The following is a 13,792-nucleotide window of genomic DNA, read 5'->3' on the forward strand; positions in this document are numbered from 1 at the left end:
GGATCTGCGTGGTCGACATCTGCGTCACGGGGGACGGCACCGCCGTCGGCGTCGAGCCCGTGACATCGGTGGTCGGAGGGGCCGGCTGGGCCGTCACCGGCGTGTTCGCCGACGGAGTCCCGGTGGAGGGAGCGTTCGTCGAGGGCGTGCCGGCCGTCGGCGTGCCGACGGGTGTGTCGGTGGTCGGCGTGCCGGTGGTGGGTGTGTTGGCGGGGGGAGCGTTCGTCGAGGGCGTTGCTGCCGCTGGCGTGCCCGTGGCGGGTGTGTTGGTGGTGGGTGTGTTGGTGGTCGGCGTACCGGTCGCGGGTCCGCTGGTTGCCGGAGCGTTTGTCGAAGGGGAAGCGGTTACCGGTGCGTTCGTCGCGGGCGTGCCCGTCGACGGTGTGTCCGTTGACGGCGTGCCCGTTGAGGTAGTACCGGGAGTCGGGCTGGTGGAGGGCTGTGCCGAAGGCGAGCCGCCGGGAGACGAAGTCTCGAAACCGGGCAGGCCGCCGTCCTGGGGAACGGCAACGCCGGTGGAACTTCCCGCGGCCGGCGCACTTCCGGTTGCCGGGGTGCCGGTCTGGGTTCCGGCTCCCGGTTGGATGCCGGCTCCTGGTTGTGTTTCGCTGCCGATCTGGGTCCCGGGGCCGATTTCAGTCTGGTTGCCGGTGGCGGCCGGGATTCCGGTGCCGGTCTGAGGGCCTGCGCCCGTCGGGTTGCCTGTGCCGGTCGGATTTCCGGCCCCTGTGTCGATACCTGAACCGGTCGCGCCGCCCACGCCGGTCGCGCCGCCCACGCCGGTCGCGCCGCCCACGCCGGTCGCGCCGCCCACGCCGGTCGCGCCGCCCACGCCGGTCGCGCCGCCCACGCCGGTCGCGCCGCCCACGCCGGTCGCGCCGCCCACGCCGGTACCGACGCCCGTGCTCGTGCCCACGCCGGTGCCTACACCGGTTCCGGTTCCAACGCCGGTCCCGGTGCCGACGCCGCTTCCGGTGCCGGGACCAGTGTTGGTACCAATGCCCGTTCCGGTATCAACGCCTGTCTCGGTGCCGACGCCCGTTCCGGTTCCCGTGCCGACGCCTGCGCCCGTGCCGGTTCCGGGCCCGTCGCTCACACCCTCGCCGGTGTCTCCGGTGTTGCCGCCGGTCTGGCCGCCGCCTCCGGCCCCCGGTCCGGTGGATGAACCGCCTCCGGTCTGGGGACCACCGCCCTGAACTCCGGGCCCAGTCTGCGGCCCCCCGCCTCCGGCGCCCGCGTCGACCGGTGAGCCGCCGCCCGTCGGGATGTCCGGTCCGTCCACTCCGACCGATGGGGGTGTGTTGACGGTGGGAGTATCGAGGGGGTTGCCGGTGCCGGGTGGCGGCAGTTGGTTGGCACCGGGGCCGTAACTGTTGCCGATCTCTGTCGCGTAATGATGGGCGAATCCGCCGATCAGCGACGAGCTCATGGTGGCCCACGGATTGAAGCCGCCGCCGCCCACCATCATGGTGAACAGGCCTTCCAAAAACGTTTCGGCGGCTGCCGACAGGGTTTCCCGGGAGATCACATTGGTATTGATCTTCGGGAAGAACTTTCCACCGATCATCTGGAAGCCGCTGACGCCGCCGCCGATGAAGGCGCCGCCGGCGAAAGAGAGCAGCAGTTCCTTGTATTTCAGGGTGTCGGTGTTGCCCTCGGCGATCTGGGTCAGGCCGGCGGCGGCGCTCTGCCACAGTTCTTCGAGGCCTTCCTGGAATGCTTCCCAGGCGAGCCGCATCAGCATGTTCTGCAAACGCTGACGCAGGAAATCGATCAGCGTCTGAACGATTTCCTGTCCGATCTTGATCAGGGCGGGAACGGCGGCCGCACCGAAGCCCGAGGCCATCGCGATGGCGATCTCCACGACCTGCGTGAAGGCCGCGATGATGATGTTGTACTGGGTGTTCTCGGAGTCGAGCGCGAAGTTGTAGGCCGACCCGCCCAGAGCCAGCGAGATGTTGCCGCCCGCCGGGACGTTCTTGGTGATGCCGACCTGGAACTGCTGGAACGCGTCCATCGCCGGTCCCTGCAGGCTGCCGGCCAGCCCGTACCCGAGGTTGGCGGTGGCGCCCATCCCGTTCAGGATGGTGCTGCTGAGCTGGTACAGCTCGTCGCCCATGGCCCGCAGGGCGGCGGGGTCGGCCTTCGGGAACTCCCCGCCGGTGGTGACGAGGATCAGGTCGTACGCCCACTGCCACTGCGGGTCGTTGGGGATGTGGAAGTCGGGCATGTCCGGCCGGGGTGGGTCAGTGGCTCAGAAGCCGGGAATGAGCGGGGTGGGCGTGCCGTCGGGGGCGTAGCTCAGCACCAGCGGTTCGTAGCCGGGTGCCGTCGGGTCGACGTTCGGGTTCTCCTTGACGACGAAGAACTGGCCGCGGCCCGGGTCGATGACGGTGCCCTCCGGGGTGGTGACGGTCGTCCCGGCCAGCGGGGTGACCGAGTCGTAGAGGTTCGCGTCGACCCGGGTGCTGCCGTCCTCGAACGTGTTCAGGGAGATCAGCTGGTAGCCCGCGGGGAGTGCCTGGCCGCCGACGTACGCCGTCGTGTACTCGGGCTTCATGAACATCGACGAGATGGCCGGCATGGCCGGTTGCGCGGGGCTCGTCGCGTACGCCCGGGCCGGGACGGTCTCGGAGGCGGCCCGTTCGTGGACGGTCATCGCCCGCATGGCCAGAGGCTTGCCCGGCTCGATCTCGGGATCGGCGACTCTTGCCCGGACCGCGTGCTGCTTGGCCAGGCGGGCGGGCTGGAGCGGGGTCGTCGTGCCCTCGGTGGCGGCGGCCGCGTACAACGGTTGCCCGAGGGTCTCGAAGTTCTTGGCCATCTTGTGCCCGACCTCGGCGGCGGCCTCGTCGGCTTCCCGGTACGCGAGGGCGCTCTGGGTCAGGCCCTGAGCGGTGTACGCCAGTGTGCCCTTGACCCCGCCGATGATCGCTTCGAGGTTGTCCATGCCTTCGAGGAACTTGGTGGAGAACTGCTCGCCCATGTCGTCGTCACCCCACGCGTTGGCGTACCGGGAGCGCAGGGCGGTCAGCTGGGCCAGGTACGTGTCGTACAGCTCGACGTGCCCCTGGTAGGCCTGGCCGAGCCCCTCGACGCCGTCCGGATCGACCCAGAGCCGGCCGCCGGGATTGTTGTTGATCATAGTTCGCTCGTCCCTCGGGTGAGGAGCTCCCGGACGCTGGTCACCATGCGGGGCTGTTCGGGCAGGAACGCGTCGGCGCCGGCCTGACCGCGGACGAGCTTGTGGGCGTCGAGACCGTCGGGCAGCATCGGCGCGAGCACCGCGGCGGCCTGGTTCATCACCTGTTCCTTGGCCTCCGCGTACGTCTCCATGATCATTTTTGTGAGGTCTGCGGTGGTCAGCCGTTTGTGCGCGGAAGACGGGAACTGGATGTCGGTCAGCACGCCGTTCTGGCCCACGGTGACGCTGACCTCACGGCGCGGGGAAACGGCGGTGGCCGAGAGGGCGCCCATCTTCGCCTGCATCTCGGTGAGGCTGCTGCGCTGCTTCTCGTATTCCTGGAACAGGCTCTCGATGCGTTCGCTGTAGTTCAACCCGGACCACTCCTTCGACGTCGCCGTCTGAAAGACGCCGGGTCCAGTGAAGATCCTCGCGAGGGTCATCGGAACCGTGCCCGTCCCTTCGTGCCTGAAAGTGCAACCGGTCTTCCCGGCTTTCGGCGCGTGGCCGCGGGAGCGGGGCGCTGCCGTGCAATGTTCGGCGACGTTCGGACATCGAGGCCGAAACGGAGTTGTCGGCGGGTACGTCCTTCGATCAACTCTTCACTGCCAAGTTCGCGACGTGAGGAGTCCGGCCGTGTCGATGCCTGCCGTTAGTACTACCGAACCGGGTATGCAGAGGGCTGCCCAGGAGTTTTCCGACAAGGCGACCCTGTTCACCGGTGACCTGCGCGCGGTGAACGGCCAGATGGCCATCCTGCTCGCCTCCTGGACCGGTGACGCGTCCAGGGGCTTCAACCAGGCGATGGACAACTGGGAGCGCTCGTTCCAGCAGGTCATCAACGAGCTCCTCAAGATGCTCGAGGTCATGGGTGTCACCACCAAGGGCTACCAGGCCGCCGAGGACGAGGCCGCCAGCGTGGCGCAGTCGTTCGGTGCCGCCCTGCCCGGCTTCTGAGCCGGCGAAGTCAGACTCCCCGACATCCCGAAAGGACTGACATGTCCAACTACACCTTCGACTTCGTGCAGGCAGACGCCGTTCTGACCGACATGAACAATATCAACAAGAAGATCCAGACCTCCATCGACGAGATGGAGGCGACGGTCGAGGCCAGCCTCAAGGACTGGACCGGTGCGGCGCGGGACCAGTACGCCGTCTCGAAGCTCGCCTGGAACAACGCGGCCGACAACATGGTCCTCTACCTCGAGCAGGCGCGGCAGACGCTGCTGACCATCTCGGACAACTACGGCACCACCGAGCAGCGCCACGCGATGATCTGGAACGACGTCCGCGGCGGCTGAGCCACGTCGCGTGGCTGCCGCGCCTATCGGGCGCGGCAGCCCCAGCTGTCCGACTCCGGCCCGGTGAGCTCGACGACCCGGGCCGCTGGGCTTTCCCGCCTCTGATCAGTACGCCGAAGAGCGAGTGGAGTGAACGTCATGGCAAGTATCGACTGGGGTTACCCGAACCAAGAAGCAATCACCGCGATGCACGCCTATTCCACACACGATGAGGCCAAGGGCTATCCGGCCGGCACCACGCAGGCGGCGTACGACTCCTGGATGGCGTACTACAACAAGCACTCGAACAGCCGCACCGGTGTCGACTACGACAAGTGGAAGGACTCGGTCCGGGCCGAGCATCCGGAGTGGGTCGAGGCCCGCGACTGGTACACCTCGAACATCACCGACACCAACGGTTGGAAGAAGCTGGTCAGCGACTACAAGGGGCAGATCACCGACCCCTCGAACGTGAAGCCGCCGGCCTTCAACTCGCAGGGCGACTGGATCGACGAGACCAAGACCCCCACGGGCTCGGGCTTCAAGCCGCCCACCATCGACGGCTTCAAGGGTGACGCCGCCGCGACCAAGGGCGTGGCCGTCAACACCGCCGCGCTGGAGTGGTTCGCCAAGGAGGTGCTCCAGAAGATCACCGGACCGGGCAACGTCCTGCTCTCGACAGTGGACCAGCTCAACCTGGTGGACCCGAAGCCGGGTGGCTTCGCGCGGGCCGAGGTGCTGCGCCAGGCGATCGTCGGGGCGACGGCCCAGGACGGCGGGGTCAAGGGCGACATGAAGGACATGCTGGTCAACATGAACACGTCCCTCATCGCGGTGGCCGACGCCCTGCTGAAGATGGCCGGTGACTACAAGAACCTCGAGGAGCTCAACAAGCTCACCAACGACAAGCTCAACGAGATCATGGGCGAGTCGTTCAAGGGCCTCGACGGCCTCGGCACCTACGGAACGAAGACCGTCAAGACCGACGGCAACTAGCGGCGTCGTACGGTCGCAGGGGTTTTCCGGGCGCTCGAAGCCGCTTGGGTAGTGCTCGCATTGAGGACAGGTAATGGGCAACGGTCTCGGTGACAGCAAGCTCGACGGGTGGAACGACCCGTCGGAGTCGGCATCCACATTCCCGCCGAAGGTGATCCCGGTCGGGGATCTGTACGACTACAAGACCTGGGCGACCGAGACCCGCGGGTGGCGGAAGCTCGAGGCCGCCATCAACGGCGGTGCGGCGCTCACGACCGAGGCGGGGGCGAACTACGCGGCCGGCCGGGTCAGCGTGGCGTCCGTCGTCGAGGCCGCGCGTGCCTTCCAGGCGACGCAGGACCTGTTGATCTGGCTGGAGCAGACCATCCGGTCCGCGACGAAGTCGATGATCGGCGAGGACAAGGCCTGGAAGGGCCCGGCCGCCACCGCCTTCCAGGACAAGATGAACTTCTACGCCGATCTGCTGGGCAAGCAGGCCGAGCACCTGGCCGGCGGGTCGATCCCACACTCCGACACACCCGCCAACGCCATCAACTCCTCGACCAACCTCAACTCGTTGCCGTCGCAGCTCTACGATGCCGCCAACTATCTGTCGTGGGCGCAGCAGACGATCTCCTATCTGGACCGGGCCTGGGCGACGATCGCCTCCCAGAACGGCGTCGGTGACAATCCCGGGCCGGTTCCGATCAGCGGCACCGAGTACGAGAAGCCGATGGCCCAGCAGATGGCGCAGGTCGTCGACACGGTGGCCACCCAGTACAAGATGACCACCGACAAGGCGGCGACCTCCGGGGTGACCATGCCCACGTCGGCCATCACCACGCCGACCAAGCCGAACATGACGACGCCCAACCTGACCACCGTCGCCTTCACCACCCAGTCGCTGACGACTCCGGTGTTCACGACGCCCAACATCAGCGGGGTCACCACACCGAACATCACGACGCCGAACCTCAAGAGCGTCACGACGCCGAACCTGAACAGCATCACCACCCCCAACCTGAACAGCGTCACGACGCCCAACCTGAACAGCGTCACCACCCCGAATCTGGCCGGCATCACGACGCCGGGTCTCAACGGCGGGCCGGGCGGCGGCATCACCGCACCCGTGTTCAAGGGCCCGGGGGAGATCGGTGGCTCCCCGAATGGCGGTACGGGAGGCGGGACCGGAACCGGCCTCCCCGGTTTCGAGGCGCCGGCCATCAACGGCCCGGGCGGCTCCGGCGGGGGCCTCGGCAACGCAGCGGTCGTCCCGCCGGTCATCAAGCCGCCCTCGAACGGCAACAGCGGCGGTACCGGCGGCAATGCGGTGAAGGCACCGACCATCACCGGTCCGGGCGAGGTCGGTGGCTTGACTCCCGGTGGTGGGGCCACCGGCGGCGGTGGCCCCGGGTTCAACGCGCCGAGCATCCCTGGCTTCAACTCTCCGGGGGGCGGTGGCACGGGCGGCAGCGGCGGCGGTGTCGGCCTCCCCGAGACCCCGGACTCCAACGGACTGCTCGGTGGCGACGAGGACTTCAAACCCGGCGGGATCGCCGGAGTGGACATCCCCGCCTCGCCCGGTGGTGCCTCGCCGGGTGTGGGTGGTGGTTTGCAGCCGCCGATGATGCCGGGTATGCCGGGTGGGGGTCCGGCGGGTGGCGGTGCTGGTGGTGGTTCGGGTGTTCCTGAGGCGCCGGACTCGAAGGGTCTGGTGGAGGGGGATGCCTCGGATTGGAAGCCGCCGTCGTTCGGTGGTGTGGAGGGTCCGGGTTCGTCGTCGGGTGCTTCGCCGGGTGTGGGTGGTGGTTTGCAGCCGCCGATGATGCCGGGTATGCCGGGTGGGGGTCCGGCGGGTGGCGGTGCTGGTGGTGGTTCGGGTGTTCCTGAGGCGCCGGACTCGAAGGGTCTGGTGGAGGGGGATGCCTCGGATTGGAAGCCGCCGTCGTTCGGTGGTGTGGAGGGTCCGGGTTCGTCGTCGGGTGCTTCGCCGGGTGTGGGTGGTGGTTTGCAGCCGCCGATGATGCCGGGTATGCCGGGTGGGGGTCCGGCGGGTGGCGGTGCTGGTGGTGGTTCGGGTGTTCCCGAGGCGCCGGACTCGAAGGGTCTGGTCCAGAGTGACGGCTCCGACTGGAAGCCGTCCGTACCCGAGGTGGGCCTTCCGGACGGTCTCGGCGGTGCGGTACCCGGTGGTGACGGCTTCGCGGGAGTCACCGCTCCGGGCGGCTCGGATCTCCCGTCCGCCGGTTTCGTGCCGGAGGTGGAGACCTCCCCCGGCACGACCACGCCGGCCGCCGGTACACCAGGGGCGGGACTGCCGGGTGCGGGGATGCCGGGTGCGGGGATGCCGGGCTCGCCGGGCGGAGGTACGCCGGGTGGCGGGGTTCCGGAATCACCGGAGTCCTCGGGGCTGATCGGCGCGGACGCCGGTGACTGGAAGCCGTCCGGTGGTTCGGGATCGGGGATGCCGGAGGCGCCGGCGGGCGCGGGTGCGGGCGGTGCGGGGCTGGAAGCGCCGGGCTGGTCCGCCGGCGGCGACGGGCCGACGGGGGCGGACGCTTCCGTCGAGGTGCCGGCCACCGTTGACGTGCCCTCGTGGGAGAGCCCGGTGGCCGATGCCGGGGCGCCCGCCTCGGCCCCCGCCGGGGTCGGAGGCATGCCGCCCATGCCCGGCCTTCCGGGCAGCAATGCGCCGGGTGACGCCACGCCACCCGGCGCGACCGACGCGTCCGCCCTCGTGGAACAGGATGGGACGGACTGGTCGCGGCCCAGCCCCGTGGACGGGACACCGGGAGCCGCCGGCGGTACCGCGGCCGGTGGTGCGGGCCTGGACGGCCCTGCCCCGACGGTCCCGGACCTGAGCGTGCCGGTGGACTACAGCGCGGTCCTCGGTGTGCCTGATATCGGCGCACCGAACATTCCGGTCGCCGTGCAGCCGGAGCCGGTCGCATCGATGGTGGACACGCCAGTCGTGGGAAACCCGGAGGGCGGAGGGAACGCCGAGGTCATCGCGCCCGAGGCGACCGTTCCGGAGATCACCGTTCCGGAGACCGCTATTCCGGAGACCACCGTGCCGGTGGTGCCGGTGGCCGAGCCCGAGACGATCGTCCCGGATGTGGCGGTTCCGGACGTGACAGCGCCCGGGGTGCCGGTACCGGATGTGCCCGTTCCCGAAGCGACGATTCCCGAGGCCATGGCGCCACCGGAGACTGTCGCGCCACCGGTGGATCTTCCGCCGCCGCCCGTGGCGGTCGATCTTCCGACCACCGTGGATCTTCCGGGTGCGCCCGTCGTGGAGGCACCGGCCGGCGAGGCAGCCGTGGGCGGTGCCCCTCCGATCGCTCCGGTCATCATCGGTGCTCCGGGCCCGGCCGGCACGTCCGGCCCCGTCGGCCAAATGGCGCCGCCGGGCACGCCCGCGCCATCGGGCCAGTCCGGCTCGGCAGCCCCGTCCGGTTCGGCGGCTCCGTCGGGCCCGGCAGCCCAGTCCGGCGCGCCCGGACAGCCGGGACAGGCCGGTCCGGCCGGTCAGCCGTCCGGCGGGAGCATGGCCGACACGATCCCGAAGAAGCCCGGTGTCGTCGCGATGGCCGAGACGGAGGAGGAGGTGGTCGTCGTGGTGCCCGGTGTGGCCGCCGGCGGGGTGGCGGGAGTCGGACTCGCCGCCGGTCTCGGCAGAGCGGGTGCCTCTCTCACCGGCGAGGATCGGAACGGTACAGTCCCCCGGCGATCCGATCGAGACGGCGACCGCGAGACAGAGGACCGCCCGAACTACGCCGAGTTGCTGCACGCGGACGGTGCCGCCTGGGGTGACGACGGCAATCCGCGTCCGCGACCGGTGGGCGACGACCATGTTCCGCTCGTCCGCCCGGATGACGAACCCGACGACATGTCGGGATGGGACGACGTCAGCGACTCGGATTGGCTGATCGGTGACAAGCCGTCCGACGACGGCACGGAGAGGTGACCATGTCCGAGACCCCGCAACCCCCACGGGCCGTGTGGCGGAGGGTCGCTCCGCCGAAGGCGCCCGCGCCGGCGGCCGGTGGCGTGCCCGATTTCTTCAGCGCCGACCGGGACAGGATGCGCGTCTGTGGCGAGGAGGGGGTCAGCGACGCCGAGTTCATGACGTCGCTGGCGAAGGCCGAGGAGGAGCAGTCCGAGCGGGCGAGGGCGTACTGGGCCGAGCAGGAGCGTCTCCGCACGGAGGAGGAAGAGGCCCGGAAGAAGGAGGAGAAGCGGGCGGCCGAGGAGGACGACGACGTCAAGGTGGCCGAGCGGTACCGCAACGACCGCTACTCGGTGAAGCTGCTGCGCCAGGAGAACACCGCCTGGGGCGGTAGCGGCGACGACTCGGGGATGCTCGGATGAGCACCGTCACGGTCAAGCGTCCGCCCCGCGCGGCCGGTCCCGAGGCGCCGGAGGGCTCTGTCGAGTTGCAGGAGCCGCCGCTGATGGCGGAGGAGGCCCCTCTCGACTTCCGCTCGTTCGCGATGGTTGTGCCGATGGGCCTCGGCATGGGCGCGATGCTCGCCATGTTCGGCCTCTACAACCGGACCCCGGTGATGTACGTCATGGGTGGTGCCATGGCCGGTGGCATGCTGCTCATGGGCGTCATGCAGATCGGCCGGGCGGCTGCCGAGCGCAAGCGCAAGATGCGTGGCGAGCGCCGGGACTTTCTCCGCTACATCGGACAGCTGCGCAAGCAGGCCCGGGAGGCGGCCGATCAGCAGCGCCGGTTCGTGCTGTGGAACAACCCACAGCCCAGCTGGCTCTGGTCGATCGCCATGGGCAGCCGGCTCTGGGAGCGCAGGCCCAGCCACGACGACTTCGGCCGGGTCCGGATCGGCCTGGGCCGGCAGAAGGCGATGCTGAAGTTCAACCCGCCGTCTACCAAGCCGATCGAGGACCTGGAGCCGCTGTCCTCGATCTCGCTGCGGCGCTTCTCCGAGGCGTACCAGACGGTCTCCGGCATTCCCACCTCGGTCGGCTTGACCAGTTTCACCAGCATCGAGTTCGAGGGCGCGATCGACCCGGCCATCGATCTGGCCCGCGCCATGGTGGCCCAGCTGGCGACCTTCCACGCCCCCGACGAGCTGCGGATCGCGGTGCTGGCCGCCGAGGTCCACCGTGGCCCCTGGGAGTGGATCAAGTGGTTGCCGCACAACGCGCACCCGACGGCGTTCGACGCGGCCGGGCCGGTGCGGATGTTCGCCGGCACCCACGACGCGCTGATGGACATGCTCGGAACCGATGTCACCGACCGCGGCGACCACGACAAGAACGTACGGCCGACGGCCACCGAGCCGCTCGTCGTGATCATCGCCCACCTGGTCGACCTGCCGGACAGCTCCCGGCTGCTCGGCGCCGGCATCCGTAACGTGGTGCTTCTCGACCTCACCGGTGCGATGCCCGGCGGCCCCAAGGTGCTGCGGCTCACCGTCAAGGACGACGTGGTCGAGTTCCCGGCCGGCGCCACCACCGGTTCGGCGCAGCGGGACAGCCTGGACGACGTCCAGTGCGAGACCCTGGCCCGGATCATCGCGCCGAAACGGACCAGCGGCACCCTGGAGGTCTCCGACGAACCGCTGGAGACGAGCTTCGAGCTGACCACTCTGCTCGGGATCCGCGACGCGAAGACCTTCGACGTCCAGGCGCTCTGGCGTACCCGGACGTCGCAGCGCAACCGCCTGACGGTGCCGATCGGTGTCACCGAGGAGCGCGAGGTCATCGAACTCGACCTCAAGGAGTCGGCGCAGGGCGGCATGGGACCGCACGGCCTGCTGATCGGTGCCACCGGCTCCGGCAAGTCGGAGCTGCTCCGTACGCTCGTCTGCGGTCTGGCCGCGACGCACAGCTCGGAGATCCTCAACCTGGTGCTGGTCGACTTCAAGGGCGGCGCCACCTTCATCGGCATGGAGAAGCTGCCGCACACCTCGGCGGTCATCACCAACCTCGCCGATGAGCTGCCGCTGGTCGACCGCATGCAGGACGCGCTCAACGGTGAGATGACCCGGCGCCAGGAGATGCTGCGGGCCAGCGGGTACGCATCACTGTTCGACTACGAGAAGGCCCGTGGCAGCGGCGCTCAACTGGTGCCCTTCCCGGTGCTGCTGATCATCGTCGACGAGTTCAGTGAGCTGCTCTCCAGCAAGGCCGAGTTCATGGACCTGTTCGTCTCCATCGGACGCCTGGGCCGGTCGCTCGGCGTACACCTGCTGCTCGCCTCCCAGCGTCTCGACGAGGGCCGGATCAACCGGGTCGAGGGGCACCTCTCCTACCGGCTGGCCTTGCGGACCTTCTCGTCGATGGAGTCGCGTTCGGTCATCGGCGTGGGTGCGGCCTACGAGCTGCCGCCCGAGCCCGGCAACGGCTACCTCAAGATCGACACCACCAACCTGGTGCGGTTCAAGGCGGCGTACGTGTCCGGTTCGTACACCGGCAGCGGCCGGGACAGCGGCAGCGTGGAGACCGCCGACGACCTGCCCGCCGACGTGGTCCCGTTCACCACCCGGCAGGTCGCGGTCCGTCACGATCCGGGCCAGGAGCGCCCGGCGCCGGCCGAGCAGGAGACGTCCGCGAACGCCAACGGGCCCAGTCTGGTCGAGGTGCTGCTGGACCGGCTCGCGGGTTCCGGCCCGCCGGCCCGTCAGGTCTGGTTGCCGCCGCTGTCCAACGCGCCCAGTCTGGACTCGCTGCTGCCGAGCGTGGTGCCCGATCCGGATCGTGGCATGACCCTCGACGACCCGTACCTCCGTGGTGGTCTCAAGGTCCCGGTCGGCATCGTCGACCGGCCCGCCGAGCAACTGAGGGAACTGCTGGTCGTCGATCTGAGCGGCGCGGACGGGCACGTCGGCATCGCGGGCGCGCCGCAGAGCGGCAAGTCGACCCTGCTGCGCAGCCTCATCCTGGCGCTGTCGCTGGCCAACACCCCGCGGGAGGTCCAGTTCTACGGGCTGGACTTCGGCGGTGGTGGTCTCTCGTCGATCTCCGGTCTGCCGCACGTCGGGTCGGTTGCGACGCGGATGGAACGCGATCGCGTGGTCCGTACCGTCGAAGAGGTCCTTCAGGTCATGGAGAGGCGTGAGGCGGAGTTCGCCGCCCACGGGCTCGATTCGATGGCCACCTACCTGGCCCGGGTGGCCGAGGGCGTGATCGAGGACAACTTCGGCCACGTCTTCCTGGTCATCGACGGCTGGTACACGATGAAGCAGGACTTCCAGGACCTGGAGCAGAAGTTCCAGGAGCTCGCCTCGCGCGGCCTGTCGTTCGGTGTGCACGTCATCGTCACCGCCACCCGCTGGTCGGAGATGCGCACCTGGATGCGGGACCTGCTCGGCACCAAGCTGGAGTTGCGGCTCGGTGACTCGATGGAGTCCGAACACGGCAACCGCAAGGCCCAGACCGTGCCCAACCAGGTCGGCCGCGGCCTGACCGACGGCGCTCTGCACTTCCTCTCCGCGCTGCCGCGGATGGACGGCAGCTCCGAGGTCACCGACCTGGCCGAGGCGACCAAGTCGGTGGTCGAGGAGATCGGCACCTTCTGGCCCGGCCCGGCGGCGCCGCCGGTACGGATGTTGCCCGCTCACCTGATGGCCGACCGTTTGCCGGCGCCGGAGCCGGAGTTCAAAATGGTCGTCGGCCTGGACGAGCAGCGGCTCGCCCCGGTCTGGCACGACTTCATGGCCACCCCGCACATGCTGGTCTTCGGGGACAGTGAGACCGGCAAGACCAACATGCTCCGCCTCGTGCTGCGGGCCATCCAGCAGCGCTACCAACCGGATCAGGCCAAGGTGGTGCTCGGCGACTCCCGCCGGGACCTGGACACCGCGATCGACGCCGCCTATCAGGTGGGCTTCGCCTTCACCGGCGACAAGATGTACGAGCTGGCCGGCCAGACCTCGGTCTCGATGAACAAGCGGATGCCCGGCGCGGACATCTCCTCCGAGCGGATGCGTAAACGGGACTGGTGGGAGGGCCCGGAGCTCTTCGTCATCGTCGACGACTACGACCTGATGTCGAAGGGCACCGGCATGGGCTCGGCGCTCGACCCGGTGCTCCCGCTGCTGGCCCAGGGCATGTACATCGGCCTGCACCTGATCATCGCGCGGAGCACCTCCGGCGCGATGCGGGCGATGATGGACCCGGTGATCCGGCGGATGTGGGAACTCGGCACCCCCGCGATGCTCTTCTCCTACCCCAAGGAGGAGGGCAAGTTCCTCGGTGAGGCGAAACCCCGGCAGTTGCCGCCGGGCCGGGCGCAGCTGGTCACCCGCCGCGGTGTGCGCCTGATGCAGACCGGTTTCGTATCGGACACGGCCCCGTGAGAGCCGGACACGGTCCCATGAGAAAG

At 69.3% G+C, this 13,792-nt stretch carries 9 protein-coding genes (1 of these 9 only partly in view); 6 read left to right on the forward strand and 3 right to left on the reverse strand.

Features of this window, described 5'->3' with window-relative positions; genetic code table 11:
• The 3 genes in view from ACQPZW_RS11270 to ACQPZW_RS11280 are tightly spaced (at most 24 nt apart) and all read right to left on the reverse strand, a layout consistent with a single transcriptional unit that may run on beyond the window.
• Window positions 1–2,230, reverse strand: the 5' end (the start) of a protein-coding gene (locus ACQPZW_RS11270) for a hypothetical protein (protein WP_433794792.1). The gene continues 23,216 nt to the left of window position 1, outside the view; only the first 2,230 of its 25,446 coding nucleotides appear in the window; the start codon lies at window positions 2,228–2,230; the stop codon falls past the left edge of the window.
• 24 nt (window positions 2,231–2,254) lie between these two features.
• Window positions 2,255–3,145, reverse strand: a complete 891-nt coding sequence (locus tag ACQPZW_RS11275) for a WXG100 family type VII secretion target (RefSeq protein ID WP_433794793.1) — start codon at window positions 3,143–3,145, stop codon at window positions 2,255–2,257.
• Complete coding sequence (locus tag ACQPZW_RS11280) at window positions 3,142–3,558, reverse strand: YbaB/EbfC family nucleoid-associated protein (protein ID WP_433794794.1); 417 nt, start codon at window positions 3,556–3,558, stop codon at window positions 3,142–3,144. Before ACQPZW_RS11280 ends, ACQPZW_RS11275 begins: the two co-directional genes overlap by 4 nt.
• A 262-nt stretch (window positions 3,559–3,820) precedes the next feature.
• Here ACQPZW_RS11280 and ACQPZW_RS11285 point away from each other — a divergent pair, with 262 nt between their 5' ends.
• From ACQPZW_RS11285 to eccCa, 6 genes are all read left to right on the forward strand, one after another.
• On the forward strand, window positions 3,821–4,141 hold the full coding sequence (locus ACQPZW_RS11285; protein WP_433794795.1) for a WXG100 family type VII secretion target: 321 nt from the start codon (window positions 3,821–3,823) through the stop codon (window positions 4,139–4,141).
• 41 nt (window positions 4,142–4,182) lie between these two features.
• Window positions 4,183–4,485 (forward strand): WXG100 family type VII secretion target, encoded by a 303-nt coding sequence (locus tag ACQPZW_RS11290; RefSeq protein WP_433794796.1) that lies wholly within the window; start codon window positions 4,183–4,185, stop codon window positions 4,483–4,485.
• Window positions 4,486–4,623: 138 nt separating this feature from the next.
• A complete protein-coding gene (locus ACQPZW_RS11295; protein WP_433794797.1) occupies window positions 4,624–5,460 on the forward strand; it encodes a hypothetical protein in 837 nt (278 codons plus the stop codon).
• Window positions 5,461–5,533: 73 nt separating this feature from the next.
• Window positions 5,534–9,406, forward strand: a complete 3,873-nt coding sequence (locus ACQPZW_RS11300) for a hypothetical protein (protein ID WP_433794798.1) — start codon at window positions 5,534–5,536, stop codon at window positions 9,404–9,406.
• 2 nt (window positions 9,407–9,408) lie between these two features.
• Complete coding sequence (locus tag ACQPZW_RS11305; protein ID WP_433794799.1) at window positions 9,409–9,810, forward strand: hypothetical protein; 402 nt, start codon at window positions 9,409–9,411, stop codon at window positions 9,808–9,810.
• A complete protein-coding gene (gene eccCa, locus ACQPZW_RS11310; RefSeq protein ID WP_433794800.1) occupies window positions 9,807–13,766 on the forward strand; it encodes a type VII secretion protein EccCa in 3,960 nt (1,319 codons plus the stop codon). The genes ACQPZW_RS11305 and eccCa overlap by 4 nt, the downstream gene beginning before the upstream one ends.
• Window positions 13,767–13,792: the final 26 nt, after the last annotated feature.

The sequence above is a fragment of the Actinoplanes sp. CA-252034 genome, assembly GCF_050956125.1.
GTDB lineage: Bacteria > Actinomycetota > Actinomycetes > Mycobacteriales > Micromonosporaceae > Actinoplanes.